At 68.4% G+C, this 26921-nt stretch carries 22 protein-coding genes and 5 tRNA genes; 16 read left to right on the top strand and 11 right to left on the bottom strand.

Annotated features, from left to right (window positions below; all coding sequences use genetic code 11):
• Window positions 1-16: 16 nt before the first annotated feature.
• The 5 genes from IPK71_33805 to IPK71_33785 all read right to left on the bottom strand — a co-directional run bounded on the left by IPK71_33805 (window position 17) and on the right by IPK71_33785 (window position 6889).
• Entirely contained in the window at window positions 17-1954 is a 1938-nt protein-coding gene (locus IPK71_33805) for a sigma 54-interacting transcriptional regulator (protein MBK8218730.1), read from the bottom strand.
• A gap of 32 nt (window positions 1955-1986) precedes the next feature.
• Window positions 1987-3729: a hypothetical protein gene (locus IPK71_33800; GenBank protein MBK8218729.1), complete on the bottom strand. Its 1743-nt coding sequence runs from the start codon at window positions 3727-3729 to the stop codon at window positions 1987-1989.
• A 177-nt stretch (window positions 3730-3906) separates the two neighbouring features.
• Window positions 3907-5043, bottom strand: a complete 1137-nt coding sequence (locus tag IPK71_33795; protein ID MBK8218728.1) for an FAD-binding oxidoreductase — start codon at window positions 5041-5043, stop codon at window positions 3907-3909.
• Between the two features lie 65 nt (window positions 5044-5108).
• Window positions 5109-5936, bottom strand: coding sequence for a 3'(2'),5'-bisphosphate nucleotidase CysQ (locus IPK71_33790; protein ID MBK8218727.1), 828 nt, complete (start codon window positions 5934-5936; stop codon window positions 5109-5111).
• On the bottom strand, window positions 5933-6889 hold the full coding sequence (locus IPK71_33785; GenBank protein MBK8218726.1) for an aldo/keto reductase: 957 nt from the start codon (window positions 6887-6889) through the stop codon (window positions 5933-5935). Before IPK71_33785 ends, IPK71_33790 begins: the two co-directional genes overlap by 4 nt.
• Before the next feature lie 122 nt (window positions 6890-7011).
• On the opposite strand from IPK71_33785, the gene IPK71_33780 reads away from it, so the two are divergent.
• Window positions 7012-8157, top strand: coding sequence for an ester cyclase (locus IPK71_33780; protein MBK8218725.1), 1146 nt, complete (start codon window positions 7012-7014; stop codon window positions 8155-8157).
• 482 nt (window positions 8158-8639) lie between these two features.
• On the top strand, window positions 8640-9038 hold the full coding sequence (locus IPK71_33775) for a helix-turn-helix domain-containing protein (protein ID MBK8218724.1): 399 nt from the start codon (window positions 8640-8642) through the stop codon (window positions 9036-9038).
• A gap of 11 nt (window positions 9039-9049) precedes the next feature.
• On the opposite strand, the gene IPK71_33770 is transcribed toward IPK71_33775, so the two are convergent.
• Window positions 9050-11152, bottom strand: coding sequence for a hypothetical protein (locus tag IPK71_33770; protein ID MBK8218723.1), 2103 nt, complete (start codon window positions 11150-11152; stop codon window positions 9050-9052).
• Window positions 11153-11260: 108 nt separating this feature from the next.
• On the opposite strand from IPK71_33770, the gene IPK71_33765 reads away from it, so the two are divergent.
• Together IPK71_33765 and IPK71_33760 are read left to right on the top strand one after the other, a co-directional pair.
• Window positions 11261-11911, top strand: a complete 651-nt coding sequence (locus IPK71_33765; protein ID MBK8218722.1) for a tRNA (guanine-N7)-methyltransferase — start codon at window positions 11261-11263, stop codon at window positions 11909-11911.
• Between the two features lies 1 nt (window position 11912).
• The gene (locus IPK71_33760) at window positions 11913-12563 is read left to right on the top strand and encodes a hypothetical protein (GenBank protein ID MBK8218721.1); all 651 of its coding nucleotides are present in this window, start codon (window positions 11913-11915) and stop codon (window positions 12561-12563) included.
• A gap of 42 nt (window positions 12564-12605) precedes the next feature.
• On the opposite strand, the gene IPK71_33755 is transcribed toward IPK71_33760, so the two are convergent.
• From IPK71_33755 to IPK71_33740, 4 genes are all read right to left on the bottom strand, one after another.
• Entirely contained in the window at window positions 12606-13733 is a 1128-nt protein-coding gene (locus IPK71_33755) for a hypothetical protein (GenBank protein ID MBK8218720.1), read from the bottom strand.
• Complete coding sequence (locus IPK71_33750) at window positions 13733-15310, bottom strand: serine/threonine protein kinase (protein ID MBK8218719.1); 1578 nt, start codon at window positions 15308-15310, stop codon at window positions 13733-13735. Before IPK71_33750 ends, IPK71_33755 begins: the two co-directional genes overlap by 1 nt.
• Complete coding sequence (locus IPK71_33745; GenBank protein MBK8218718.1) at window positions 15300-16166, bottom strand: hypothetical protein; 867 nt, start codon at window positions 16164-16166, stop codon at window positions 15300-15302. The genes IPK71_33750 and IPK71_33745 overlap by 11 nt, the downstream gene beginning before the upstream one ends.
• A 132-nt stretch (window positions 16167-16298) precedes the next feature.
• Window positions 16299-18416 carry a serine/threonine protein kinase gene (locus IPK71_33740; protein ID MBK8218717.1) on the bottom strand — a complete coding sequence of 706 codons (2118 nt, stop codon included), beginning with the start codon at window positions 18414-18416 and terminating at the stop codon, window positions 16299-16301.
• A gap of 279 nt (window positions 18417-18695) precedes the next feature.
• Between IPK71_33740 and IPK71_33735 the strand changes: the two genes are divergently transcribed.
• The 12 genes from IPK71_33735 (at window position 18696) to IPK71_33680 (ending at window position 25219) form a co-directional block, all read left to right on the top strand.
• Entirely contained in the window at window positions 18696-19859 is a 1164-nt protein-coding gene (locus IPK71_33735) for a hypothetical protein (protein ID MBK8218716.1), read from the top strand.
• A 219-nt stretch (window positions 19860-20078) separates the two neighbouring features.
• Window positions 20079-20151: transfer RNA gene (locus IPK71_33730), tRNA-Thr, on the top strand.
• Between the two features lie 80 nt (window positions 20152-20231).
• Window positions 20232-20313: transfer RNA gene (locus IPK71_33725), tRNA-Tyr, on the top strand.
• Window positions 20314-20389: 76 nt separating this feature from the next.
• A tRNA-Gly gene (locus IPK71_33720) sits at window positions 20390-20465 on the top strand.
• A gap of 42 nt (window positions 20466-20507) precedes the next feature.
• Window positions 20508-20579, top strand: a tRNA-Thr gene (locus IPK71_33715).
• Window positions 20580-20640: 61 nt separating this feature from the next.
• Complete coding sequence (gene tuf / locus IPK71_33710; GenBank protein ID MBK8218715.1) at window positions 20641-21831, top strand: elongation factor Tu; 1191 nt, start codon at window positions 20641-20643, stop codon at window positions 21829-21831.
• A 33-nt stretch (window positions 21832-21864) separates the two neighbouring features.
• Entirely contained in the window at window positions 21865-22017 is a 153-nt protein-coding gene (gene rpmG, locus IPK71_33705; protein MBK8218714.1) for a 50S ribosomal protein L33, read from the top strand.
• 93 nt (window positions 22018-22110) lie between these two features.
• Window positions 22111-22183, top strand: a tRNA-Trp gene (locus IPK71_33700).
• 27 nt (window positions 22184-22210) lie between these two features.
• Window positions 22211-22792: a preprotein translocase subunit SecE gene (secE, locus tag IPK71_33695; protein ID MBK8218713.1), complete on the top strand. Its 582-nt coding sequence runs from the start codon at window positions 22211-22213 to the stop codon at window positions 22790-22792.
• Window positions 22793-22809: 17 nt separating this feature from the next.
• Complete coding sequence (nusG, locus tag IPK71_33690; GenBank protein ID MBK8218712.1) at window positions 22810-23346, top strand: transcription termination/antitermination protein NusG; 537 nt, start codon at window positions 22810-22812, stop codon at window positions 23344-23346.
• A gap of 107 nt (window positions 23347-23453) precedes the next feature.
• On the top strand, window positions 23454-24671 hold the full coding sequence (locus tag IPK71_33685; protein MBK8218711.1) for a lactonase family protein: 1218 nt from the start codon (window positions 23454-23456) through the stop codon (window positions 24669-24671).
• Window positions 24672-24853: 182 nt separating this feature from the next.
• A complete protein-coding gene (locus IPK71_33680) occupies window positions 24854-25219 on the top strand; it encodes a hypothetical protein (protein MBK8218710.1) in 366 nt (121 codons plus the stop codon).
• A gap of 71 nt (window positions 25220-25290) precedes the next feature.
• Here the strand turns inward: IPK71_33680 and IPK71_33675 are convergent, their stop codons facing one another.
• Window positions 25291-26820, bottom strand: coding sequence for an acetyl-CoA carboxylase biotin carboxylase subunit (locus IPK71_33675; protein MBK8218709.1), 1530 nt, complete (start codon window positions 26818-26820; stop codon window positions 25291-25293).
• Between the last annotated feature and the right edge of the window lie 101 nt (window positions 26821-26921).

Raw genomic sequence — 26921 nt, 5'->3', positions numbered from 1 at the left:
CGGGCGCGCGGTGGGCTCACAGGCCGAAGCTGCGGAGCTTCTTGTGGAGGCCCTCTCGGGTGATCCCGAGGGACTTGGCGCACGCGGTTTTGTTGTTCCCGTGCTCGCGGAGAGACTCGATGAGGAGCCAGCGCTCGACCTGGTCCATCATCTCTTTGAGGGTGCCCTTCGTGGGCTTCACGCGATCGAGCATGCCCTCGACCTGACGCACACGCGGCGAGAGAAGGTCGGGCGTGACGAAGCCCCCGGGCTCGACCTGGATGCAGAGGCGCTGCACCTCGTTCTGGAGCTCACGCACGTTCCCCGGCCAATCGTAGCCTTGGAGGAGCTCCATCGCCTGCTGGGTGAACCCGGCGGCGGGCTTGCCGAACTCGCTCGAGAACCGGAGCAAGAAGTGCTCGGCGATGAGCGGGATGTCCTCGCGGCGCTCGCGGAGCGGCGGCACGCGGAGCGGGAACACCTTGAGGCGGTAGTAGAGGTCCTCGCGGAAGCGCCCCTCGGCCACCTCTTTCTCGAGGTTCCGGTTCGTCGCGGCCACGATGCGCACGTCGACGCGCTTCTCGGTGGTCGATCCGACGGGGCGAATTTCGCCCTCTTGGAGGGCGCGGAGCAGCTTCGACTGGAGCGAGAGCGGCATCTCGGTCACCTCGTCGAGGAACAAGGTGCCGCCGTCGGCGATCTCGAAGAGGCCCTTCTTCTCTTCGTGCGCGCCCGTGAAGGACCCTTTTTTGTGACCGAAGAGCTCGCTCTCGAGCAGATTTTCGGGCATCGCCGCGCAGTTCTGCGAGATGAAGAGCTTGTCTCTGCGGCGTGAGCGGTAGTGCACGGCCGAGGCGACGAGCTCCTTGCCGACGCCCGTCTCGCCTTCGATGAGGACCGTGACGCGTGTGTCGACGACCTTGTCGAGCTGGTGCGAGAGGGACTTCATCGGCGCGCTCTGCCCGATGATCTCGACCTGGCCCTTCCCGCCCGAGCGCCGCGTCTCTTCGCGCCCCTTGAGGAACGCGTTCTCTTTCTTGAGCCTGTCTTCTGCGTTCTTGAGGCGTCGCACGAGGCGCGCGTTGGCGACCGCGAGCGACACGTTGTGCGCGAGCACGGCGAGGATCTCGAGGTCGCCCGGGGAGAAGACGCCCGCGTCCGAGCGGTTGTCGACCTGGAGGATGCCGAGGATGTCGTCGCCCTTCCAGAGCGGGATGCCCATGGTCGCGCGGATCTGCGTGCCCATGAGGGACTCGCTCTGGCTCACCTCGCTCGTGGCGTCGGCCGCGAGCACGGCGGCGCGCTCGGTCACGACCTTGCGGTAGATGCTGCGCGTGACCGGGACCGGGGTCGACGGTGGGCCCGATTGGCCTCGCACCCGGGTCATCACGGGCACGTAGGCGGAGCTGCCTTTGCTCGCGTCGTCCTCGTCGTCCTTCAAGACGACCGTGACGTGGCTCGCCTTCTGGACGAGGTCGAAACACGCCTCGGCGATCGCCGCGAAGACCTCGGACAGATCGGTGGCCGCGCCGATGGCCTTCTGCGCCTCGTAAAGCAGCTTGAGGCGGCCCTCGTCCTTCTCGACGATGGTCGTCGCGGGGGCCAGGTCCTCGATGCGGCGCAGCGCGAAGACGCGCGCGTCGGGGGAAGCGTCGACCACGACCTGCATGGCGACGCACTTGTCGCCCGAGCCGAGCTCGATCACGTCGCCCTGCTCGATGGTCATCTCGCGGCCGCGCACGTCGGAGAGCGAAGAGCGCGCCTCGCCCCGAACGACCCACGTGCCGTTGGTGGAGCGGAGGTCGCGCAGCACGATGCGGTCGCCGACCAGGGCGATCCGCGCATGCTCGCTCGAGACGTGCTCGTCGGGGATGACGAAGTCGTTCCCCTCGGCCCGACCGATGCGGATCGCATCGGCCGACGACGACAGGGTTTGGCCCGAGAGGGCCCCGCGAACGACCACGAGCTTGAGCATGCGCGAATTCCGTAAGTGTTCGAAATGACTTGTTATTGCGTCGCGCGCGAGCGGAGCTTGAGCGACACCTTGGCGACCGCGTCGTCCGCCTGGAGGAGCGCCTTGTTGCCCGAGGACTTGTCGGCCTCGACCATCTTGTCGAGCTGATCGGCCGCGGCCACGTCACCCTTCGGGCCGAGGTGGTCGATGGCCTCGGCCATGGCGAGGCGCACGCTCGGGTCCTTGATCTTGTCGATCTTGCCGAGGAGCTCCTTGCGCGTGCCGTCGTTGCCGAACGCCGCGGCCATCCAGGTGGCCTTCACGTGCGCGAACTTGGCGGTCTCGGGCGACGACGGGATGGGCTCGTCGAGCACCTTCACGTAGCAGGCGGCGTCCTCTTTGCACTTCTCGAGGACCTTGCTGCCGGCGTTGAACTTCTCTTTCTCGGTGGCGGGGCCCGTGAGCTGACCCACGACGATGCCGACCTGCTTCACCTGATCGGCCTTCATGAGCTTCACGGCCGCGTCGAGCGCGCCCGCCGTGACCTCTTCGGCGTGGTCGCCCTTGGCCGCGTTCTTCTCCTTCAAGATCCAGTCGACGAGCTTCGGATCGTAGAAGTGCGACGAGGCCTGGATCAGGATCGAGCGGCCGTTGCCTCCCCCCATGAGGGGGATGCCGGCGTCCGGGGCGATCTTCGCGTACGCGCCCATGAAGGCCTCTTCGATCTTCGCGTCGTTCGGGAAGTGAATGAGGTTCATCGCGAGGATCGTGCGGTTTTGGTCGCTGTCGGCGGCCGCGAGGGCCTCGACGATCGCGTCGCGCCCGCCGTTCCTCGAGATGTACGCGAGGGTCTCGCTGAGGATCGCGACGTGGGCCTTCTCGGGGAAGGACGCGGCGAGCTTCGCGAGGTCGGGGTCGGTGCCCTTCATGGCCGCGAGCAGCTGCGCCTCGGCCTCTTTCGGCATCTTGAGGAGGGCCGTGCGCGTGGTGGCGCGGAGGTCGCCCTTCGTGGGCGTGAGGAGCACGGTGACGAGGGGCTTCGCGGCCGAGCCGAGCTTCAGCTCGCCGATGAGCTGGATCGCCGTCATCTGCCAGAACTGAACCTGGTCGCGCATCGACTCGGGGCTCTTCGGATCGACGGGGCCCGCGAGCTTCTCGACGGCCTTCGGGCCGTACGAGGGGTGCTTCACGGCGAGCACGGCGTCGTGGAGCTCGGTCACGAGGTTGATCGAGTTCGTCTGCGAGGCGCGGAACTTCGCGAAGCACTCCCAGAGGGCGTCGATGAGGGCCTGGTCGGAGAGCTTCCCGGCGTTGGCCATGTTCTTCGTCGCTTGCGCGGCGTAGCGCACGTCGTCGTCGCTCTTCTTGGGCTCGTAGTCCTTGAGGGCCTTCGCGAGCGCGGGAGCGGTGCGCGGATCGTTCGTGTCGGCGAGGAACTTGATGAGGTCTTTGCGGGTCTTCTCGTCGGCGACGGTACCGCCCGTGTACTGCTTCGTCAGGGGCTCGACGATGTCGTCGAGGAGGGCCTTCACCTTCGGATCGTTCGCGTCCTTCTTGGCGTTCGAGAGGCTGTCCTCGAAGAACTGCTGGAGACGCTTCACGGCGGCGCCGCGCTGGGCCGGATCGTCGAGGCGCTTCACCCAGGTCTTCGGATCGTTCTCGTCGGCGCAGGCCGTGAGCATCGATCCACCGACGACGAGCGCACCTGCGCCGAGAACCGCGGGAATGGCCATGGAGGCCGCCGCGGCGAACGTGAGCGACCTGACCGTCTTGAGCGACTTCGCGTGCCTCATCATTGCTCTCTCTCCTCCGCCTCTGGCTTGCGTGCGCGGGCGAAAAGCCCGGGAAAACTCGCGAACAGGTATCGCTCCCCTCGGGGTGAGTGTCAACGACGCTTCACGGCGTAAATGTAGGGCAGGGTAGGGCAGAATGACGAGGTGCGGCACGAGCCGAGCCACGCGCGCCGACCGCGGTCACCCGATGATCATCGACTCGGAGAGCAGCTTGCCCTCGCGGAACCTCCGGAGGTTCCAGCGCTCGAAGAGGGGCGAGACCTCCCCCGTGACCACGTGCTCGGCGATGCGCTTGCCCATGACGGGGGCCATCATGAAGCCGTGGCCCATGAAGCCCGAGGCTTGGAAAAAGCCTTCGACGTCGTCGACGGCGCCCACGATCGGGTTTTGGTCGGGGGTGAGATCGTAGCAGCCGGCCCATTGCCGGAGCACCTTGACCTTGGCGAGCGTCGGGCACGCCCGGACGAGCGAGCGCGCGTAGAGCCCGAGGAACGCAAAGGAGCTGTTCTGGTCGATGCCCTCGGGGACGTGCTCCTGCCCGATGCCGCCCACGATCTCTCCGCGCGTCGACTGGCTGAAATAGAGGCCGTCCGTGAGGTCGGCGACGAGGGGGCGGAGCCAGGGCTTCAGCGGCTCGGTCGAGCAGATCTCGTGGCGATGCGGTTTGTTGGGCAGCTCCACGCCCAGCATCCGGGCGACGTGCGGAGCCCACGCCCCACACGCGTTCACGACCTTGCGCGTGCGGACGAACGCGCGCCCCGTCTCGTGCTCTCCGTCGTGCGAGAGGGTGCGGAGGTGCACGCCCGTGATGGCCGCGCCGCGGGTCTCGAAGCCGGTGCATTCGGTGAACGTGGCCACCTCGACGCCGCGCTTCTCGGCGGCCGTCGCGAAGCCCCACACGAACGGCCAGGGGAACACCACGCCGTCGTCGGGATTGTAGCTCGCGGCCACGACGTCGGTGACGTCGAGCTCGGGCACGATCGCGCGCGCCTCGGTCGGGCTGAGCATGCGCGTCGGGAGACCACATGTATTCTGCACCGAACAGCTCGCCTCGAGGGCGCGTCGCTTCTCCTCGGAGCGCACGAGGAAGAGGTAGCCTCCTTGGCGGAGCCACACGTTGATCTTCATTTCGCTCGCGAAATCGCGGCACATGCGGATGCTCTCCTGCATGAGCCGCACGTTCGCCTCGGTCGACCACTGGGCGCGGACGCCGCCCCCATTTCGCCCGCTCGCGCCGCCGCACAGGTAGCCCTTGTCGACGACGAGCACCTTGGTCGTGCCGAGCTTCGCGAGGTGGTACGCGATCGAGAGGCCCATGATGCCCGCCCCGATGACGACGACGTCGGCCTCGTCGCGGAGCGCGCGCCGCGAAGGCCCCCCGCTCACGCGAGGGCTCCGAGCTTCGCGAGGGCCTCCGCGTGGATGGCCGGGCACGCCGCGAGCACGCCCCGGAGGTTCGCGAGCGTCGGCCGTCGGTAGTCGATCGCGTGGCCGTCGGCGTCGGTCATGAGGCCGCCAGCGGCGCGCACGATGGCCTCGGGGGCGCACGAGTCCCACAGCATGCCGGAGGGCCCGGGGTGCACGTAGAGATCCGTCGCGCCGGTGGCCACCTGGAGGGCCTTGAGCCCCGCGCTGCCATAGGGCCGGAGCTCCTTCGCCCCGAGCCGCGCGAGGATGCGGTCGGTCGCCTCGCTGCGGTGCGAACGCGAGATGAGGGCCCTCGAAACAGCGAGGCTCGCCGGGGCCGAGACGTGGACGGGCGACCTCGTGCCGCTCGCGTCGACGCGCTCGGCGTAGTGCCCTGGCGCGCCGACGAACGCCTCGTTCCACGTGGGCGCGACCACCACCCCGAGCGTCGCCACGCCCTCGACCGCGAAGCCGAGCATGACGCAAAATTCGCCATTTTTCGCGACGAACTCGCGTGTCCCGTCCAAAGGATCGACGAAGAACGCCGCGTCGGCCGAGGGGTACCCGGCGTAGGTCGACGGGTCGCTCTCTTCGGCCACGATCGGCACGCCGGGGACGGCCACTTGGAGCGCCTCGATGAGGAACGCGTTCGCCTCTTTGTCGGCGCGGGTGACCGGGTCGTCACCCTCCTTGAACGAGAGCCCGCGGTCTGCTTGGTCGTAGACGCTCATCACGATTTCGCGGGCGCCGAGCGCGCACGCGAGCATCACGTCGCCGAGGAGCCGTGCGTCTCTCGGGGTCACGAGCGCACCCCCACCTTCTCGAGCTCCGTGTAGAGGCGGCCGAGATCCTCGTCCCGCAGGTAACGTGGGCCTCCACCCGTCTCGCGCACGAGCTCCTCGAGCTGCGTCACGGTTCGCGGCCCGAGCACCGCGCTCGACACGACGTGGCTCGCGAGGGCGAACCTCACCGCCGCGCCCCTTAGCGTCTTCACGTCGCCCTTCACGAGGAAGCGAATGGCCTCGATCTGGTCGATGCGGTGCTCGAGCTCCATGCGTGTCCACCGCTGCGCCCTGTGGTCCGTGTCGGGGAACTCTCGGTCCCGGGTCCACGTTCCGGCGAGCACGCCGTAGTTCAGCACGGACCGCGCGAGCACCCCCGGTCGCTTCACCATGATGTTGCCCGTTTGGTGGGAGAGTGGCCCTGCGTGGAAGAGGTTGTAGGGTACACAGACCACCTCCGCGCCCCCCTCCACTGCGCCCTCGAGCACGTCCTCGTTGCAGCACGAGACGCCGAAAAACCGAATCTTTCCCTCGTCTTTCAGGGTGCGTAGCGTCTCGAGGGCGCTCTTTCGATCGACCGAGTCGGTGATGGCGTCACGGGAGGGACAGTGGAGGAGGAAGACCGGGATCGCCTCGAGCCCGAGGCGCTTCAGCGAGCGCTCCACCGAGCCTCGGAGGTAGGTCTCGTCGAAGCGCTTGATCGGTGGCTCGAGCCTTCTATCGGTGCCTCCCTTGGTCACGATGACGACGTCGTCGCGGCCCTTGCAGACGCGCCCGAGCAGGGCCTCCATCTTTCCGCCGCCGTACGAGTCGCTCGTGTCGAACAGGGTGATACCCATGTCGAGGGCGGCCTTGAGCACGGCCTCGGCGTCGCTCTCGTCGACGGGGCCGTAGGGCTCACCGGACAGCCCCCACGTACCGACCGAGAGCTCCGACACGACGAGACCTGTTTTTCCGAGCGCGCGTTGCCTCACCCCTCGAGTCTTACCACGGTCAAAGCGCTTGACGGGAAGCTCGTCCCTGTCTACCCGAAGCTCCGCCGTTTCGGCCGAGGCGCCTCTCTGTCCGGGCGCGACGACCCCAAGGAGCTACGCGCATGAAAAAGACCATTTTGTCCCTCTCGTTCGTCCTCTCGGCCGCCGCCATGGGCTGCGGCGGGGAAGAGGCCGTGCCGCCCCCGAAGGCCCCCGAGCCCACGGCCGCGAAGGTGGACATGCCGCCTCCGGCGCCGCCCAAGGAGGAGCCCAAGCCCGAGCCCGCGAAGCCGACGCTCGCGGAGCTCCAGGCGAAGGCGCTCGGCGCCATGGTCGAGGCCATGAACGCCCACGACGCGAAGAAGGTCGCGGCCCTCTACGCCGAGACCGCCACCTGGAAGTTCCCCGGCGCGCCCGATACGACCGGCCGGGAGAAAATCGAGCAGGCCGTCGGCATGATGTTCCAGACGTTCCCCGACATGAAGATCGCCAACGCGGTGGTGCTCACGAAGGGCGACGTCACGGTCACCCAGTTCGCGCTCACGGCGACCCACAAGGGCGACATGGGCCCCATCAAGGCGACCAACAAGCCGGTCGGCTGGCAAGCGATCGCCATCCAGTTCTGGACGCCCGAGGGCCAGATCAAAGACGAGCACGCCTACTGGGACAACGGCACCATGATGTCCCAAATCGGCCTCTCCAAAATGAAGGCCCCCGCGATCCCACAGCTTGCGGCCACCACCACCGCGGTCACGGCGAAGGGCGACGACGCCGAGACCAAGAACGTGGATCTCGTGAAGGGCATGTACGGCGCCATGGAGAAGAAGTCGGCCGACGCCTTCACCGCCCTCATGACCGACACGAGCGAGTGGAACGACAACACGCAGCCGGCTCCGTCGAAGGGCAAGGCCGACGCGAAGAAGTTCTTCGACGCCCACATGAAGGCCTTCCCCGACGCCAAGATGAACGTCAAGAGCTCGTGGGGCTTCGGTGACTTCGTCGTCTCCGAGGTCACCATGACCGGCACGAACACCGGGCCGCTCTTCGGCAAGCCCGCGACGAAGAAGGCCGTTTCGATGGACTCGGCCGACCTCGTCCAGATGAAGGACGGCAAGATCGTGAAGGGCTGGAGCTTCGGCAACGGCATGCAGGTCGCCGAGCAGCTCGGGCTCCTCCCCAAGCCGAAGGACGCGGCCCCCGCGAAGGCCGCGCCCGCGAAGGCCGCGCCCGCGAAGGCGGCCCCGGCGAAGGCCGCTCCGAAGAAGTAGTCGAGCGAATCACCGACACGAGCACGCGGCGCGCCGAGAGGACGCCGCGTGCTCGCGTTTTGTACGTCGATGTCGGTGATTGGCACTCGGCCGACGTGTGGGCGCGACCCCGTCTGCCCGGCCGGGAAGCCCGCGCGCTTCCGTGACGCGGAGGTGCGCTATCGGCAACGCGCGCGTCGGGATATGCTTTTCGTCAATCCGAAAGAGAAGCGATTGGCGTCGAGCTTGGTCCGCTTCGGTGTCGGTGGTACGGAGTCGTGGCTGCGTCGCGCTCTCCGGCGGCGCAGGTCGTGGTCATGGGCTCGAGCCGTCCCCGCCCGGGGGGCGGGTCCTGTCGATGACGAAAGGCTCGGCCGAGCGGCGGGCTCCTGGTTCGTTCGAGGTGGCCTTTGGGATGCCTTGGCTGTGGACTCGATGGTCTGCACACGATCGACGTCTCGCGAGACGTCGAGACCGGGATTCCCGGGAAAACGAGGATCGTCGTGTCGGCTCGCGCGTGTGCCCATTGCGGGAGGCTCGAGCGCCCCGCGGCGACGGAGCGCGCGATCCACGAGGCCTCGATTCGCCTCGTCGCGGACTCGGGGCGTGTCGCCGGGGCGACGTTCCGTTTCCTCCGGAAGGCCGCGGGCCTCCGCGCGAGGGAGGTCGCGCGTTCGCTCGGCGTGAGCGTGGGGACCATCTCGCGCTGGGAGAACGAGGCACGCGAGGTCGACGCACGCTCGTGGGTGCTCGTGGCCCTCCTCGCCGTCGAGTCTCTCGGAGGGGAACGGGTCGTGGAGCGCGTCTTCTCGGGGATCGTCCGGGCCAAGTCGGAGCCCCCTCCGACGTTCGTCTCCGTTCGGCACGACGAGGGCACGACCTTCGACGAGGCGCAGAAATAGCCGTCGAGCCGTCAGCGAGGGGCTTCGTCGCGCGCGAGCCCGAACCAGTAGTGGGCGATGGAGAGGGTCCCTCCTTCGACGCGCAGGTCGACGACCGCGCGGTCCGTCGCGGCGGCCGACGGCACGACGAGCGAGCCTTCGAATACGTCCGAGCCCGAGGCGCGCAGCGTCCCGATGTCGACCCCGCCGACGCGCACGTGGGCGATGACCTCGTCGTCTCCCGAGGGGGTCGCGCGAGCGCGTACGACGAGGCGATGGGGAGCCCCTGGACGCAGCATGGCGAAGAACCGCTCCGCTTTCCTCATGGTTCGAGCCCCGTCGAGGGCCTCGGGTGCGTCCGGGTCGTCTTTCATCGGGAACGACTCGACGGTCTGCTCGCCCTCGAGCGCCCTGAGCAGCTCGTACCCGTGCGCCTTTTCGCTCTCGAGGTCGGCCACGTCGAGCGTGTCGACGATCTCCGGGAGCGGGGCGCGGGGGAGCTCACCGGAGCCGAGGCGCGAATAATCGGCCGTCATGAGCTTCATCGTCTGCCCACCGAGGATGGTCGCGTCCTTCACCGTGGCCTCGACGAGCGTCTCTCCGAGGATTTGGTCGCACCCCATCCACTCGGGATAGACGGCGAAGTGCGTAGGGAGTCGTCCCTTGTCGGTCGAAAACAATCTCTCGTAGTGCTCGAACCGTGACGCCGGCCCCCCGAGCCAATAGGTCGCCTCCGACGGGGTCGTGAGGCCGACGATATCGAAGGTCTTCTTGCCGCCGAAATAGGCAATCGCGCCCGTGTCGTTCAGTCCGATGCGCGCGTCCGAAGGGAGCTTCTCGGCGGCGAACGCCGCGATCTTTCCGTGTTGCCTCGCGATCCCGCTCGCCGAGCCCGCCACGTCGTCGATCACCCAATCGAGGCGTGTCGCCAGCATCCCCGCCACACCGAACCCGAACACCGGACCCACGATCCCGTAACTCTTGCGCACGCGGCTCGCGGCCGTACCGAGCACTTCGCCCAAGCAGGCGAGGGCCACGAACCAGCCCGTCGCAAATGGCCAAAGGTAGCGAAGTCTGTTCCAAAGAAAGGTGATGTAGGCACACGGTACGAACATCGCGAGCGCGAAGGCGAGCACGGCGAGGCTACGCTCGACTCTTCGCGTGGCGATCCCACGGAGCGGCACGGCGGCGAGCGCGACGAGCGCGACCTTGGCGCCGCCGCGTGGCAAGAACTCGACCGACCACACCTCGCCGTTGAGGAGCGTGTACACGAGGATGCGCGCGTTGGCGACGAACGTGGGGGCGAAGGCGTGGTACGGGTTGCCGACGGCGAGCTTCACCTGGGTCGTGCTCGTCGTGGTCTTCCCGGTCATCACGAGCAGGAGCAGCGGCGTGACGAGGACCCCGGCGAGAGGCAAGAGCCCGAGGGCGCGTGCGCGCCACGTAGGGCTCCGCGGAATGCCCGCGACGGCGAGCGCCACGAGCACCGACGCGAGGGCCCCTTCGGGGCGCATGAGCGGCGCGGCCGCCGAGAGGATCGACAGCTCGGCGAGGCCCCTCGATGTTCGGTATCGCGCGTCTTCGCACCACTCCGAGGCCCTTCGAGCGCTCCTCGCGAGCAGCCAGGCGAACGGGATGACCTCCATGCCGCTCGCCGCGCACCACACGTGGCCTCCGAAGAAGAGGACCATGGCCCCGGCCGCGATCGCCATCGGCTTCGACACGAGCCCGCGGGCGAGCGCGTACGCTTCGTACACGAGCGCACCGAAGCACACGTACGAGAGCCCCCACGCCGGCCACATGATGGCGTGGCCGCGAAATCCCACGGCGTAGAAGGGCGCCAAGAGGGCGGGCCAGAGCTGGCTGGTCGCGCCGCTCGAGACGGGCTCGCCTCCCTGGTAGCGCATCGGGTGCCCTTCGACGATGGCGCGCGCGTATTGGAAGTGGATGTAGGAGTCGTCGAGCGTGGCGGCCGGGTACCCCACCTTGGCGAGCACGGCGCGGATCGTGACGATGGCCACGAGCACCGTGGGCAGCACGACAGGGAGCCAAAGGAGCAGCTCGCGTGTCGCGTCGGCCCACGTGCCTTCGGGGGCGTGTCGTGGTGTCTTTTCCGGCGAATCGGCGAGGGCCATGGGCGCGCGGAACCTAGTCGAGCGAAAGGCGCTTGAGAAGGACCGCTCTTCGGCGGTGGGGATCCCAATTCGGGCCCGGTTCGTGTACACGATGCCCGAGCCCGAGCCATGGATCCCCGCGACGACGCCCCCCGAACGACCCCCAAGAAGAACCCGTACGCGCACTGCCCTCGGCTCCCGGAAGGCGAGACCGTCGACCTGCGATCCCTCGTCTCCGGCGACGAGATCGAGCTCGAGATCGGCTGCGGGCGTGGAGTGTTCGTGTTCGAGCGCGCCGCGGCAGCTCCTTCGGTGGGCCTCGTGGGGCTCGAGGTCCGGCGGAAATGGGCGACCATCGTCGACGAGCGCGTGGCGAAACAAGGCCTCTCGTCGAGGTGCCGTGTGTTCGCCGAGGACGCGAAAATCGCCATGCCGAGGCTGCAACCCGACGCGGGGGTGGCGCGTGTGTTCATGCACTTCCCCGACCCGTGGTGGAAGAAGCGCCACGAGAAGCGCCTCGTGATGGGCGACGTGTTCATGAACGAGGTCGTTCGGCTTCTGCGCCCGATGGGTGAGCTCTACATCCAAACGGACGTCGAGGATCGCGCCGAGAGCTACGCGCAGCAGATCTCGGCCCACGGCGGGTTCGAGCCCTTCGGCGACGCTGACGGGAGCCCTTGGCTCGCCGAGAATCCCTACGGGGCGCGGAGCCCGCGCGAGCACCGCGCCATCAAAGACGGCCTGCCCGTCTACCGCATGCGCTTCCGCAAGAAGGGCTGACGTGGGCCGCGGCCTCCGGGTGGCGTGCCTCGCCGTCGCGAGCGCGCTCGCGGTCGCGGGATGCGTCTCCCGCGAGCCGGCCGTACCCGAGCTCGTTCGCCCTGCGCCCGCCCGCGCCGAGCCGAGCGTGCCCCAAGCAGCGTCGCACGTCGAGGACCGTTCCTTGTTCGCCGAGCTCGATCTCGCGATCGCCGAGGGGACGGTGAAGGCGTGCGACGGGGCGACGTTCGATCCGGCCTTCGAGCGCGCGCTCGCGCGGGGTGTCGGCGACCTCACGGACGTGGTCGTGGCGTGGGCCATGCGTCCGGGGGAGGCGAGCGGCTGCAACACGCGGTTCGAGCGGATCTATCGCGCGATCGTCGTCCTCTCTCTGTCGGGGCGCGCCGACCGCGCTCGCATCGCGCTCGCCCTGGTCGACGCGGTGAACGCGCGAGGTCCCGCGGCCGTGCTCGAAGAGGGGAGTGACCAGCTCTTCCCCGAGGCGCACGTGCTCGCCACGCTCGCCGCGCTCACCGCCCGCGACGAGCGGCGGGCCCGCGACGAAAAACGGTTGGCCGAAGAGGGCTTCGCGCGTCTCGGCGAGGACGCGGCGGGGCGTTTCCCCGCGCTCGAGGACGTGGACCGTGCGAGATACAAGGCGGTCCGTCCCTGACAAAAACCGTGGCGTTTCGTGAGGTTACGTCGCCTGTGTGACTCAACGCGTGCAGTCGTCGTACCAGTCGGTGCCGCAGGGCTTCTCGACGGGCACCGTGACGAGCGACCCGGTTGCCGCTTTTCCGGCGGTGAAGCGGACCGCGATGGTGATCGCGGCGCAGGCGCGCTCGGCTCCGTCGTCGGCGCGTGTCGGGGCTACGTCGAGCGCCGCGCAGAGGCGTCGCTTGGCTTCCTGATAGATGGGATCCTGACGGCACAGGTACGTGTTGGCGAGCGGCGATTTCAGCGTCTCGAGGGCGGTGAGGAGATCCCCGGCGCGCACGCGGCCCGTCACGAGGCCGCCCTTCACCCGAAACGCCTCCCCGTCGCGAACGAGCGGCGCCACGAGGCTCGCTTCCTTGATGCGAGCGCGGACGAGGCCCACCTTCAAGTCGACGTCGAACTTGGCGACGAGCACGCCGTCACGCACGTACCCTCGCGCGTCCTCGACCCGCGGTTGGTAGGGCGGCGCGCCCTGACCGAGCACCGAGTCGCGATCGACGCTCCACGTGTCGACACCGTCGAAGCGGGGGCCCGCGTCCGGTCCGGCGTCGTCGCGTGGCTCGATCTCTCCGCTCGCGTACACGCCCACGCGCACCTCGTCGTCGCTCGCGGTGCCATTGTAGCCGCGGAGCTCGATGAAGAACGTGCTCTTGCCGCGCTGGATGTAGCCCGTCCCGCTCGTCGGATCGAGGCCGTCGATCTTCGGCAAGAGGGCGGTCGCCGCTTTGATTTCCGGGCCGAGTGAGTTGTCGATGCCGCCGTCGCTGTCGCACACGGTGCGCGCCGTGGCGTTGATAGGGGCGCATGCCGGCTTTCCCGGGCACGTGCAGAGCCCGTCGACATCGAAGCCGTCCGTGGCCCCTCCGAGATCGAGCGTCTCGGCGGCGAGGAGCACCGTGAGAGACGTCGCCGTGTCGGTCGGGGCAGGGCGCCCCGGAGGTATGTGTGGAGTACACGCGATGGCCGCGTCGGGCCTCTCCACGTCGGCGGGAGGCTCGGTCGCGTCCGGCGTCGTGGGGGGCGCCGCGTCTCCCCCGGTGTATCCGTCGAGCGGATTCAACAGGCTGCACGCCGCGAGGACGACCGCGAGCCCTCCGAGCGCGGCCAGGCCACGCCCGAGGCGCATCAGAGGCACTCCGGCTTGATCTTCTTGATCCCGCCCTCGATGACGAAGTTCGGGCTGCAGTTGGGCGCCGGCGCCGCCGGTTTGGCCGTGGTTTTTGCCGGCGTGGGCGCGGGCTTCGACGGGGCGTGTTTTGCGACCGTCGGCGCGCTCGGTGCGGGAGCCGCTGCGGGCGGCGCCGCGCTCTGGAGAGGCGCTGCCGCCGAGGTGACGGCCGTTGGGGCCGCGGTGACGCTCGCGGACGGGAGCGGGGGCGCGGGGGGCGCCGCCGCGGTGGCGCCGTTCGGGGCCCGGCGCGACACGATGAGCGCGGCCGCCACGAGCGCGACGGACACGAGCGCCGCCGCGACGATCACGCTGCTGCGCGACTTCGACGCCGCAGGTGGTGGAGCCTCGTCCCGCGCGAGCCCGAGGCGCGCGGCGGTCGCCGAAGACGACGTCTCGCTCGAGGCCGCCACCTCGGGGCTCGTGACGACGCTACGGCTCGAGGGGGTGTCGAGCGGAACGGCCGCGAGGAGCTTTCCGAGGCTCGGGTTCGGCTCGACGGCGCTCTCGATCTCTTCGATCCTCGTCGCACGCGAGCCGAGGGCCTCCGCGGCGAGCTCCGAGACCCACTCGCCCACGGCCCGTGCGGTCGCGGGGGGGCACGCCTCTTCGATGGCGATCGCCATGTCTCGGGCGGTCGCGTAGCGCTCGTCCGGCTCTCTCGCGAGCCCCTTCATGAGCACGTCGTCGAGGGCCTTCGGGATCTCGGGGCGGTACTTGCTCGGGGGCTCGACGGCGTCGTTCAACACCTTCACGGCTACGGTGGCTTGCACTTCGGCTTTGAAGAGCCTCGCGCCCGCGAGCGACTCCCACAGGCACACCGCCGCGGACCAGACGTCGGCGCGGCGGTCGACGGGCTCGCCCATGATCTGTTGGGGCGACATGTAGGCGAGCTTTCCCTTGAGCTCGTCGTTCTGGGTCGATTGCAGCCTGCCTGAAGCTTTGGCGACGCCGAAGTCGAGCACACGGGTGACGCCGTCGACGCCGACGATCGCGTTCTGCGGAGACACGTCGCGGTGGACGATGCCGAGCGGCTCACCGCGCTCGTTGCGCGCCTCGTGGGCGGCGTGGAGCCCGTTGAGCACGTCGATCGCGATCGCCGCGCAGATCGGCACGGGGACCTCGCGGCCACGCTTCAGGCTGGCGGCGATGAGCCGGCTCCAGGACTCGCCGTGCACGTACTCCATGACGAGGAAGAGCTCGGACGGCTCGCGCACCACGTCGAGCATGGGCACGACGTTGGGGTGACGAATGCGCGCGACGAGTCGGGCCTCGTCGAGCAGCATGGCCACGAACTCTTGCTCCTGCGCGAAGTTCGGGTGGAGGCGCTTCACCGCTACGGTGCGAGAAAATCCTGCCTCTCCGATGAGCCGTGCGAGATGCACCGTGGCCATCCCTCCGGCAGCCAGGATGCCGTGGAGGGCGTACCGACCGATGCGAATGGACCCGCTCGCGTCGGCGCTCGGCGCGGACGTCGACGCCGGAAACACGAGGCGCCCGCTGCGCGCCGAGCGGCCGCTCCCCTCAGAGCTCAAGGCGCACCCCGCTCCCGAGCCACCGCACGGCAGGCGCCTTGGCGGTCTTCGTCATGTCGGCCTCGGACCGCCTCGCCACCTCGGGGCGCGTGAGGAAAAGCACCGTGGCCGCGCCGAGGGCGACCACCGAGACCACGAGCGACACGTCCGCGATCAGGAATTTCGTGCGCACCGACGACACGTCGTCCTCGAGGCACGAAGGCTTGCACGCCTCGAGATCGCTCTTGCCGCTCGTGCCCGCGAGGCCGAACCCCGCGAAGCCGCCCGCTCCGACGAGGCCGAGGCCGCCAAGGGCATAGACCGTCCAAGGGATCGGCCGCTCGCGAACCGTCGGAGCCTCGGGGCGCGATGGCTCGAGGCCGCCCTTGGGCTTTTCCACCGGGGCCACGTAGAGGGACGACACGCCGTCGACACGCTGGGACTTTTCGCCCTCGCGGACGACGAGGCGAACGTCGACCGGGGCCTCGCCCTTCGGCGTGAACCGAAACGTGCGCTCGCCCGGATCCACGTCGACCGACTTGCCATCGGACTTTCCGACGACCTTGCCGTCGAGCTCCACGGTCACGTCGGACGCGACCGCCCCCGCCTTGTCTTTGAAGGAGAGAACGACCGAAGGCTGCCTGCGGTCGACCTCTTTCAACCAGTCGGCGCAGTCGGAGTGGAGGGCCGACGGGCAGCTCGGCGAGAGGCAAGCTGCGAGCTTCTCGCGCGCCGCGCCAAGGTTGCTCTGCTTCATGTCGACCTGGGCGCCCTGGTAGGCGGCGACACATTGCTCTTTGGATGGAGCACCGAGCGCGGCGACCGGGGGAGCCAGCACCGAAAGCGTTACGACGATCGCGGGCGCACGGACGCGCATTCCCCTAAGCCTACCACGCCGCGCGAAGGCCGCACAAAACACGGAGCGCCGCCGTTCGGACCTCTTGCCCCGCCGACACCTCGGGAGGAGCGAGGTGGCGACAATGCCGATATTGTGTGTAATTCTCGATGGTTAGAGCGAGAACTTGTAGCGGGCGACCCCGTCCGCCGGGACCGTGACGACAGCGTTCTGGGATTTCCCGTCCGCGGTCGTGCACGTCACCTTGTGCGGCCCGGCCGAGAGCTCGAGGCCCGCGATGGGCGTCGCGCCGCGGCCTTGCCCGTCGACCGTGACGTTGCACCACCCGTTGCTCGCGCCGACGTTGAGCTTCCCGCTCCCGGCGGGGGCAGGCGTGGCCGACGGCTTCCCGGTCGGAGTGGGACCGCCCGTTTGGGCCTTCGCGGTCGTGTCGTGGTGGGCGCTCTTCTCGAGCGTGACGTCGAGCTTCTTCCGCTCTTGGGCCGACCCGGTGAACGTGATCGACTTCTCGCCGAAGCCGGGCGCCGACACCACGAGGGTGTGCTCGACGCCCGAGGCGAGGCCCGCGATTTCGGGGCCTTGAACGGGCTTGCCGTCGAGCACGAGGGTGGCCTGCGTGCCCTGCGGGAGCACGTTCACGTCGACGCTCACCGAGCCCTTGCGGAGCTCCGCTTTGACCTCGTGGTCGGGCGCGAGGTCCGTCAGCGTGAGCTTGTGCCGCGACTGCTCGTGATCGGGCATCGAGAGCTTCAGATCGATCTCGACGCCCTTCGGGAGCTCGAGCGTCGCCGGTGTGACCTCGGCGCGTAGGTCTCCGTTGACCCAGATGGACGCACCGGGAGGCTCGCTCGTCACCTTGACGGTGCCTTTGGTGCTCGCGGCGGCCGGCGTCGGCGTGGTCGTGCCCTCGGCCTCGTGCCGCGCGCGGAGGCCCGCGAAGACGCCCACGCCTACGGCGATCATGACCGCGAAAGGTACGGTGAGGAGCCATCGGGACTTCGGGCGATGGACCGGCGCGTCCGTGACCGTGTGGGCCGCGGCCGGCATGCTCGGCGTCGCGGCGCGCGCTCCGCTCCCGAGGGCGTCGAGCTCGAGCGTCGACTCGAGGCGACCGCCGTGCTGCGAATCGATGATGTCGGCGAGCTGCTTTCCCTGGAGGATCGCCTGCTTCTGCGCGGCGAGCTTGTCCTGGAAGAGCTCGTTCATGAAGGTGTGGAGCGCCGAGTTGCTCACGGGCACGCGGTGGCGCCGGACGAACTCCTCGAGATCGCGTTGCATCGCTCGCGCCGACGGGTACCGCTCTTCTTTGTTCTTCGCGAGGGCCCGCATCACGATGGACTCGAGGTCCTTCGGGTAGTCGGGCCGGACCTGCGAGGGGCGCGGGTACTCTTCCTCGCAAATGAGCTTCAGCGTCTCGAGCTCGTTCGCTCCTTTGAAGAGCCGCTTGCCGGTCGTGAGCTCGAACAGCATGACCCCGGTGGCGAAGATGTCGGTGCGGGCGTCGACCTCTTCGCCTCGCGCCTGCTCGGGCGACATGTAAGGGACCTTGCCCTTGAGCTTCCCGGTCTTGGCCTCGGTGAGCATTTTTCCGCTCTTCGCGATGCCGAAGTCGACGATCTTCACGTCCCCTTGGAAGGTGACGACGACGTTCTGCGGCGACACGTCGCGGTGCACGATCTGGAGCGGCGCGCCGTTCATGTCGTGGTGCTCGTGCGCGTAGGCGAGCCCGGCGCACATGCCGAGGACGATGGCGAGCGCGTGCTCCACCGGGAACTCGAGCACCTCGCGCTTCTTCATCTGGCGCACGATCGAGCGGAGGTCCTCGCCGTGCACGTGCTCCATCGCGATGAAGAAGCTCCCGTCGACCTGGCCGACGTCGAACGTCTGGCAGATGTTCGGGTGCGAGAGCGTCGCCGCGACGCGCGCCTCGTGGAGCAGCATGTCGATGAAGGCCGTGTCCTGGCTCACCGCCGGCAAGATGCGCTTGATGACGATGAGCTTCTCGAAGCCGGCGACGCTGCGCTGGATCGCGAGGAAGAGCTCGGCCATGCCTCCCTGCGCGAGCTTGCGCAGGAGCGTGTACTTCCCGAACCGCGCGGGCATCCCGCTCGTGGCCTCGTCGTCCGCGACGAGCCCGACGGCGGGCACGTGCGACATGGGCGGCGCGGCCAGGCTCGTCCCCGAGGGCGCGCTCGGGATCGACTCGCGCGGGCCGGGAGGGGCCGACGAGGGCGCGCTAGGAACGAGGGCTGGGACGGAAGAGCGAGACATGTCTCCTCGGGCAGGCGAGACGGTACACGCGATGGCCCGGCGGAAACAGGCCTTCCTAACCCTAGTTCGCGCCCCCTTTGTGGTCAAATCGCCCACCTTGGGATCGGCGTGCTCTCGCGGCCCATTCCTGCGGCCGCCCGGGGCTTCGGGGTGGTGTACGGTGAGGTCGGAGCGCTCGTGTGGAACCTTCGCGCCCGTCGGGGCGTCCGAGGGGTGACGGCGGGGAGCGACGCGACCTTCGGAGCGGCCATGCGACGACACCTTCGATACGGAGCCCCAGTGGCGCTAGGTCTTGCGGCAGGCGCGCTCGTCATGGGCTGCGCCGAGCCGCCGCTCCCGCCGGCGATGCCTCCTCCGCGATCCGAGGCTGCGAGCCACCAGATCGTCGGTACACGCGCCGAGGGGACGCCCCGTGAGCTCGCCGAGCGAGGGGAGAGGGCGCTCCTCCAGCTCAAGTGGCGTGACGCCGTCGACGCGTACGAGGCCCTCGTGGCGGGCGAGCCCACGGCCAAAGAGATGCCCCTCTGGCTCGCGTCGCTCGGTGCGGCGTACGAGGGGCTCGGCGATCTGAAGAAGGCCCGCGAGGTCTACCGGTCGCTCGTCTCGCGGTTCCCGACCGACCCGCAGGTGCGTGGGGCCGAGGTCCGCGAGGCCTCCCTCGACGCGTACCTCGAGGACTGGAAGGCCCTCGGCGAGCTCGGGGAGAGGCTCCTCGCGAAGCCCGGCGCCGACGACGTGGACCGCATGCTCGGCTTCGGGGCGCGCGCCCTCCGAAAGGTGCAAGAGAAGGACGACGTGGGCGCCCTCCGAGACACGAACGAGGGCCTCGAGATCATGGACGCGAAGCACTACGGCGCCGCCGGGAGGCTCCCGGTGCCCGCCGCGCAGCTCCGCTTCGCCCTCGCCGAGGTGCGCCGCACCAAATCCGAGAAGATCGCCCTCCTCCCCGTGGGAGACGACTTCCTCGTGAAGATGGAGATGCGCTGCCAAGGCCTCCTCGACGCGCAGAGCGCCTACGCCGACGCCATCCGCAGCAGCGACCCGATCTGGGCGAAAATGAGCGGTGTCCGCGTGGGCGAGATGTACCGCACGCTGCACGCCGAGCTCATGACCATCCCCCCGGATCGCGCGAAGACGGCCTCGGACAAAAACCTCTTCTACGCCATCATGCACGTGCGCTACCGCGTGCTCGTCGAGAAGGGCATGGAGATGATGACCCGCACGATCGACTTCGCGAAGAAGACCGAGGACGAGTCGGGCTGGGTCACCCGGGCGCGCGAGGCCCGGGACCAGATGATGCGCTCGCTCGAAGAAGAGAAGGCCATCCTGGCGACCCTCCCGTACACGGAGGCCGAGGTCGAGCGCTCCCTCGAGATGATGCGCGAGCGCGCCCTCCTCCGGGCTCAAGGGAAGCCGGTACCGCCGTTGAAGCCGAAGCCGTAGGATCGAAGCCGACCCGGGGCATGTCGGCCGCGCTTGACACGTCCACCGGCCTGGACTATCTGGCGCATCCCTCCCACGGCGAACGTGTGTCTTCTCGGCGCGGGTACGGCTCGATTCGTCGAGGCGTGCCAACCCGAGGGGCCTCGCAAGCCAAGCGAGGGCAGGGCAGGTTCACCGCTTGCGCTGCTCCCGAAGGTGAGGTAGCTACGGCCCGCATCCGCTGGCGTAGCTCAATTGGCAGAGCACCGGTTTTGTAAACCGGCGGTTAGGGGTTCAACTCCCCTCGCTAGCTCCGCCTCGGCGATCCTTGACAGCTCGACGTTGCACCGATACCGGCGCCCCTCAAAAGGCGTCAAAATAGTTAGTAGTTTCGGAGGGTTGCCCGAGTGGCCAAAGGGAGCAGACTGTAAATCTGCCGGCACTGCCTTCGATGGTTCGAATCCATCACCCTCCACCCCGTTTCTCTTCCTTACGTTTCGTCTCTTCTTCTTTCTTCTCGTTCGTGGCGCTGGCTCACGAGACCGGCCATCGCGGGTGTAGCTCAGTCGGTAGAGCTTCAGCCTTCCAAGCTGAATGTCGCCGGTTCGATCCCGGTCGCCCGCTCCACGCCTCGTCACCTTCTGCTTCTTCTCCGTTACGCACCCCACCGCCCACCTAGCTCAGTGGTAGAGCACTTCCTTGGTAAGGAAGAGGTCACGGGTTCAAGCCCCGTGGTGGGCTCGAGTTACCGCACCTTCGGCGTCTTGCCGACCGTTCAGCCCGTCTTTTCAGGAGCTTTCCGATGGCGAAAGAGAAATTCAACCGCAGCAAGCCCCACGTGAACGTCGGCACCATCGGTCACATCGACCACGGCAAGACGACGCTCACGGCCTCGCTCGTGAAGGTTCAGTCGAAGAAGAACCTCGCGAAGGTCATTTCGTACGCGGACATCGCGAAGGGCGGCACCGTCCGCGACGCGACGAAGACCGTGACGATCGCGGCTTCGCACGTGGAGTACGAGTCGGAGAAGCGCCACTACGCGCACGTCGACTGCCCCGGCCACGCCGACTACATCAAGAACATGATCACGGGCGCGGCGCAGATGGACGGCGCGATCCTGGTCGTGTCGGCGCTCGACTCGGTCATGCCGCAGACGCGCGAGCACGTGCTCCTCGCTCGCCAGGTCGGTCTCCGTCACATCGTGGTCGCGCTCAACAAGTGCGACGCGGTGGAGGACGCGGAGATGCTCGACCTCGTCGAGATGGAAGTCCGCGAGCTTCTCTCGAAGTACAAGTTCGACGGCGACAACGCGAAGATCGTCCGCGTGGCGGCCTTCCCGGCCCTCCAGGGCGAGCCCAAGTGGGAGGAGTCGATCGGCAACCTCATCGCGGCGCTCGACAGCGAGATCCCCGAGCCGGAGCGTGACGTCGACAAGCCCTTCCTCATGGCGATCGAGGACGTGTTCTCGATCAAGGGCCGCGGCACCGTCGGTACCGGCCGCATCGAGCGCGGCGTGGTGAAGACGGGCGAGGACGTCGAGATCATCGGCTTCCGCGACACCCGCAAGACCACGGTCACGGGCGTCGAGATGTTCCGCAAGATCCTCGACGAGGGCCGCGCGGGCGAGAACGTCGGCGTCCTCCTCCGCGGCATCGAGCGCACGGACGTCGAGCGCGGGCAGATCCTCTGCAAGCCGGGCTCGGTCACGCCGCACAAGAAGTTCATGGGCGAGGTCTACGTCCTCAAGAAGGAAGAGGGCGGCCGTCACACGCCGTTCTTCACGAACTACCGCCCGCAGTTCTACATGCGCACGACCGACGTGACCGGCACCTGCGAGCTCCCCGAGGGCACGAAGATGGTCATGCCGGGCGACAACGTCACCATGACGATCTCTCTCATCACCCCCGTCGGCCTCGAGGAGCAGATGCGCTTCGCGATCCGCGAGGGCGGCCGCACGGTCGGCGCGGGCATCGTCACCAAGATCCTCGAGTAATTCTCGACGGATACGACCGGCTCGGAGCACACCATGGGCGATCGGATCGAGGTATCCCTGGTGTGCACCGAGTGCGAGAGCCGGAACTACCGGACCTCGCGCAAACCGGAGCAGAAGGGGCAGATCGAGAAGAAGAAGTTCTGCCCTTCCTGCAAGCGTCACACGGTCCACAAAGAGACCAAGTGACGAGAGGCCCACGCGAACCGCCGCGTGGGCTTCGCCATCCGGGCGGTCCGCGAGAAAGCGCCGCGACCTTGTGGCGGCCAACGCGGAGCTTCTAGGGGTTTAGCTCAGTCGGTAGAGCAGCGGATTCCAAATCCGCAGGTCGTGGGTTCGAGTCCCTCAGCCCCTGCAGAATCGCCTTCCCAGAGAGAGTCCCATGGCTGACGAAGAGCTCGAGAAGAAAGCCGAAGAATCGGAGGACGAAGAGGCCTCCGAGGGCACTTCCTCGTCCGACGAAGCCGAGGCGAGCACGTCCAAGAAGTCCGAGGCGAAGGCCGAGAAGGCCAGCAGCGCGGACGACCCGGACGAAGACGCCGAGATCGACCAGGTGCTCGCGCACCAGTCCAGCAACGCCCTCGGCGCCGAGCGCTTCGTGTACGCCGGGTATTTCGCTGCGGCGGTCGGCGCGGCGTTCGTCTTCGCGAAGCTCGGGCACGCGGCGTGGGTCAAGCTCGCGGCCTGGAAGCCCGAGCAAGTCGGCGAGCCGCGCGACGAGATCGTGTACGGCGTCGCAGGCCTCCTCGGCGTCGCCCTCGCGGTGCACTACTGGCGAAAGAAAGAAGCTCGTGAGTACGCGACCGAGGTCGCCGACGAGCTCTCCAAGGTCACCTGGCCCACCAAAAAAGAAGTCCAGAACTCGACGCTCGTGGTGGTCCTCACCACGCTCTTCGCCACGGTCTTCTTCGCGCTGATGGACCAATTCTGGCGCTTCATCACCGACAAGGTTTACGGCTTTTAGGAGCCCGGGGTTTTGCCATGGCCAAGAAGTGGTACGTCATTCAAACCTACTCGGGCTTCGAGAACCGCGTCCGTGAGTCGCTCCAGCAGCGCATCAAGGAGTTCGGGAAAGAGGCCCTCTTCGGCGAGATCCTGATCCCGACCGAGACGGTGCAAGAGGCTCGCGCGAGCGGCAAGACCCGCGTCCGCCAGAAGAACAGCTTCCCCGGGTACATCTTCGTCGAGATGGAGATGGGCGAAGAGGCCTGGCACCTCGTCAAAGACACGAGCAAGGTCACCGGGTTCATCGGCAACCAGCGCCCGCAAGAGGTGAAGCCGCCGCAGATCGACGAGCTCCGCAAGGCGATCGTCGAAGGTGCGGTCAAGCCGAAGCCGCGCATCTCCTTCGAGGCCGGAGACGAGATCCGCGTCATCGACGGGGCCTTCGCGAACTTCATGGGCACGGTCGAAGAGGTCAAGCCGGACAAGCAGAAGCTCAAGGTGAAGGTCAGCATCTTCGGGCGCGCGACGCCGGTCGAGCTCGACTTCACGCAGGTCGAGAAGCGCTCCGCCTGACGCGGACCTCGCCCTCGATGTAGCGGTACCCACGAGCCTAAGTGTTCGTGGGTACTCGTCATTTTGTCCTTCGGACGGGAGGGCGCGAGGTGGGTTACGCTCGGGGCATGGCTCGGCGCGCTCTCCTCTCCGTCCTCGTTCTCGCCCTCGGATGCTCTTCGGAGCCGGAGGTCGAGCCCGACGCCGGCGCCGCTCCGAGCCCGACCAGGACCTCTCCGGGCCCGAGCCCCGAGGGGGGCGCGGTGGACTCCGCAGCGCCGCTCCCCGACGGTGCGGTCCCGGACGCCGCGGTGCCCGAGGGACCCCGGACGGAGGTCGCGTTCGTGGGCGGGGGAGACGGCATGGTGCGCACGTACGCCCTCGATCCCACGACGGGTGCCCTGTCGCCGCTCGCCTCGGTCGCGGCGGGCAACGATCCGTCGTACCTCGCCTTCGACGAGGCGAGGCAGCTCGCGTTCGCCATCGACTCGGGGCAAAACCAGGTGCGCACGTTCGCCGTGAGCCCGAAGACGGGGACGCTGACCGCGAAGGGGCAGGCCGTCGGGACCGGGGGTACGGGCGCGACCCACGTCTCGCTCGTGCCGAGCGGAAAGTACCTGCTCGTCGCCCACTACACGAGCGGTCACCTCGCCGTGGTCCCCGTGGCTGCGGACGGCACGCTGTCGGCCCCGAGCGACGTGGTGCTCGCCGGAGACAAGGCGCACTTCGCGGAGATGGACGCGGCGAAGCGCACCGTGTTCGTGCCTTGCCTCGGCGCCAACGTGGTCGCCCGGTACACGCTCGACGAGACCACGGGAAAGCTCACGGCGCTCGCGCCGGTCGCGCTGCCAGCCGGCGCCGGGCCACGCCACCTGTCCTTCGCTTCGGGCTCGCCGTTCGTGTTCGTCGTGAACGAGCTCGCGAGCAGCGTGACGTCGTTCTCGTACGACGCGGCGACGGGGGGCCTCGGGCTCGTCGAGACGAAGTCGTCCCTGCCCGCGGGCTTCGCCGGAGCCAACACCGGCGCCGCCATCTTCGCCCACCCGTCGGGCAAGGTCGTGTACGCATCGAACCGCGGCGAGGACAGCATCGCGCGCTTCACGTACGACGCGCAGGGGAGGCTCACGCGCGAAGGGAGCGTCCCGACCTCGGGCCGCATTCCGAGGAGCTTCGGCCTCGCGGGGAAGGGGCGCTTCGCCTACGTGGCGAACCAGGGTTCCGGGACGGTGTACGGCTACACCATCGACCCCGCGACGTTCGCGATGAGCCCGATGGGCGCGAGCGCTCAGATCACGGGGCTCACGTCGCCGAAGTTCGTCGGCACCGCGCGCTTCGTCGACAAGTAGCGGAAACGATTGAAGAACCGAGCGAGCGGGGAGGGCCCTTCGGGGCGCCGATCTTTTTTCGGAACCTTCGCGCGGGTCCCTTGTCTCTCGCCTGCCGCGTGAGATGAACGCGCCTCGGACTCGCCGACCACGGAGCCTCGTGGGTCGCGCGAGACCGTGGTGCCCGCGGCAAGGAGGAGCTCGTGGGCGCCATTCGTCACGTCGTGGGATTCGTCTTGGGAGTCGCTGCCGTCTCGGTCTTCGTGCCCCGCTCGGCCGAGGGCGCCGACTCGGTGAACGACTGCTTCGGCATCCAGAAGACCGAGAAAGAGAGCGGCATCGACTTCGAGCTCTCGAACGGCTGCGACCGGAGCATCGCGTGTACGATGCAATGGACGGTGCAGTGCGAGAACGGATCGGGGAAGGTCACCGCGCAGACCCAAGGGCGCGCGGGCGCGATGTTGGGCGCGGGCGCCAAGGAGACGGTGTTCGGGTCGGCCGGCGCGTGCAAAGCCCACGCGGGGTGGACGATCGACAACGTGACGTTCGCGTGCACGCCCGTGCGCTGAGCCCTTCGCGCACGAAGAGGCCCGGGGGCCCTTCGTGACCCTCGGGCCCGTGCTTCTACCGCGCGCTCCGTTCAGCGAGAGCGGCCGAGGCCGGCGCGGTGCGACGCGACCCAGGGGCTCAGCCGAGCGCCATCGACGCCCGCGTCGGCCGATGCGGCGCCCGTGGCTCGCTCCATGCGCGAGGCCGCGACCGCCAACGCCACCGTGAGGGCATCGCGCATGTCGCCTGGCACCTCGGGGTAGCCGAGCAGCTCCGCCGCGTGGCGATCGAGGAACCCGGTGTCGTAGCGGCCCGCGGCGAACTCCGGGTGCGCGAAGAGCTTCTCGTGGAAGGCGAGGTTCGTCTTGATGCCGGTGACGACGTACTCGGAGAGCGCCCTCCGCATGCGGGCGACGGCGCGCTCGCGGGTGGGGGCCCACACGCTGAGCTTGGAGATGAGCGGGTCGTAAAAGCTCGAGATCGTGCAGCCCGGGTAGGCGCCGCCGTCGTCGCGGACGAAGGGCCCGGCGGGGACGACGAGATCGTCGATGCGGCCGGGAGAGGGCAAAAATCCACTCGACGGGTCTTCGGCGTAGACGCGGCACTCGATCGCGGCGCCGCGCGCGTGGAGGTCGGTCTGGGCGAACGTGAGCGGGTGACCTTCGGCGACGAGGATCATCTCGCGGACGAGATCGAGGCCCGTGACGAGCTCGGTGACCGGGTGCTCGACCTGGAGCCTCGTGTTCATCTCGAGGAAGTAGAACTGCCCGTCCTCGCTGACGAGAAACTCGAACGTGCCCGCCGAGAAGTACCCCACGGCCTTCGCGCCCTGCACGGCGATGCGACCCATCTCGGCCACGAGCTCGCGCGACGCGGCGGGCGAGGGCGTCTCTTCGACGACCTTCTGGTTGCGGCGCTGGATCGAGCAATCTCGCTCGAAGCAGTGGACCATGTTGCCGTCGCGATCGCCGAGCACCTGGATCTCGACGTGGCGCGGGCGGATGATCGCCTTCTCGATGTAGACCGTGTCGTCCCCGAAGAACTTCTTCGCCTCGGAGCGCGCGCGCTCCCACGCGTTCGGCATCTCTTCGGCCGAGTGCACGAGCCGCATGCCCTTGCCGCCGCCGCCGGCCGAGGCCTTGAGCATCACGGGGAAGCCGATCTTCTTCGCGGCGGCCACGGCCTCGTCGGTCGTCTCGCAGCGCGCGCCAGGCACGATGGGTACACCCGCCGAGGCCATCTTGTCGCGCGCGGCCGTCTTCGAGCCGAGCTGGCGCATGGCGCTCGCGGGGGGCCCGACGAACGTCACCCCCGCGCGCTCGCAGGCGTCGGCGAAGTCCGGGTTTTCGCTCAAGAATCCGTAGCCCGGGTGGACCGCATCGCAGCCCGCGCGCTTGGCCACCGCGAGCACCTTCTCGATGTCGAGGTAGCTCTCCCTCGCGGGCGCGGGGCCGACACAGTAGGCCTCGTCGGCCACACGCACGTGCAGGCTCTGACGGTCGGGCTCGGAGTAGATGGCGACGGCCCCGAGCCCCATCTCGTGGAGCGTGCGGGTCACTCGGACGGCGATCTCTCCGCGGTTGGCGACGAGGACCTTCTTGAACGATTTCGTCTTGGCCATGGGCTTCGCTCGGACCTACCAGGGTTCGCCGCGGAACGAAAGAAGCCATGGGTTTCGTGCGGGTTCGACGGCTCCCGTGGTTTTCGTGTTCTACCGTCGTC

The organism is Myxococcales bacterium (genome assembly GCA_016712525.1).
GTDB lineage: Bacteria > Myxococcota_A > Polyangia > Polyangiales > Polyangiaceae > JAAFHV01.
This window is presented reverse-complemented; position numbering and strand designations above follow the sequence as displayed.

Excerpts from the sequence above, each read along its gene's own strand:
- tuf (MBK8218715.1), top strand. The coding sequence starts at position 20,641 with ATGGCGAAAGAGAAATTCAACCGCAGCAAGCCCCACGTGAACGTCGGC.
- IPK71_33765 (MBK8218722.1), top strand. The coding sequence starts at position 11,261 with ATGGATCCCCGCGACGACGCCCCCCGAACGACCCCCAAGAAGAACCCG.
- IPK71_33685 (MBK8218711.1), top strand. The coding sequence starts at position 23,454 with ATGGCTCGGCGCGCTCTCCTCTCCGTCCTCGTTCTCGCCCTCGGATGC.
- IPK71_33770 (MBK8218723.1), bottom strand. The coding sequence starts at position 11,152 with ATGGCCCTCGCCGATTCGCCGGAAAAGACACCACGACACGCCCCCGAA.
- IPK71_33795 (MBK8218728.1), bottom strand. The coding sequence starts at position 5,043 with ATGGGCCTCTCGATCGCGTACCACCTCGCGAAGCTCGGCACGACCAAG.
- IPK71_33745 (MBK8218718.1), bottom strand. The coding sequence starts at position 16,166 with ATGCGCGTCCGTGCGCCCGCGATCGTCGTAACGCTTTCGGTGCTGGCT.
- IPK71_33805 (MBK8218730.1), bottom strand. The coding sequence starts at position 1,954 with ATGCTCAAGCTCGTGGTCGTTCGCGGGGCCCTCTCGGGCCAAACCCTG.
- IPK71_33780 (MBK8218725.1), top strand. The coding sequence starts at position 7,012 with ATGAAAAAGACCATTTTGTCCCTCTCGTTCGTCCTCTCGGCCGCCGCC.
- rpmG (MBK8218714.1), top strand. The coding sequence starts at position 21,865 with ATGGGCGATCGGATCGAGGTATCCCTGGTGTGCACCGAGTGCGAGAGC.
- IPK71_33740 (MBK8218717.1), bottom strand. The coding sequence starts at position 18,416 with ATGTCTCGCTCTTCCGTCCCAGCCCTCGTTCCTAGCGCGCCCTCGTCG.
- IPK71_33755 (MBK8218720.1), bottom strand. The coding sequence starts at position 13,733 with ATGCGCCTCGGGCGTGGCCTGGCCGCGCTCGGAGGGCTCGCGGTCGTC.
- nusG (MBK8218712.1), top strand. The coding sequence starts at position 22,810 with ATGGCCAAGAAGTGGTACGTCATTCAAACCTACTCGGGCTTCGAGAAC.
- IPK71_33675 (MBK8218709.1), bottom strand. The coding sequence starts at position 26,820 with ATGGCCAAGACGAAATCGTTCAAGAAGGTCCTCGTCGCCAACCGCGGA.
- IPK71_33800 (MBK8218729.1), bottom strand. The coding sequence starts at position 3,729 with ATGATGAGGCACGCGAAGTCGCTCAAGACGGTCAGGTCGCTCACGTTC.
- secE (MBK8218713.1), top strand. The coding sequence starts at position 22,211 with ATGGCTGACGAAGAGCTCGAGAAGAAAGCCGAAGAATCGGAGGACGAA.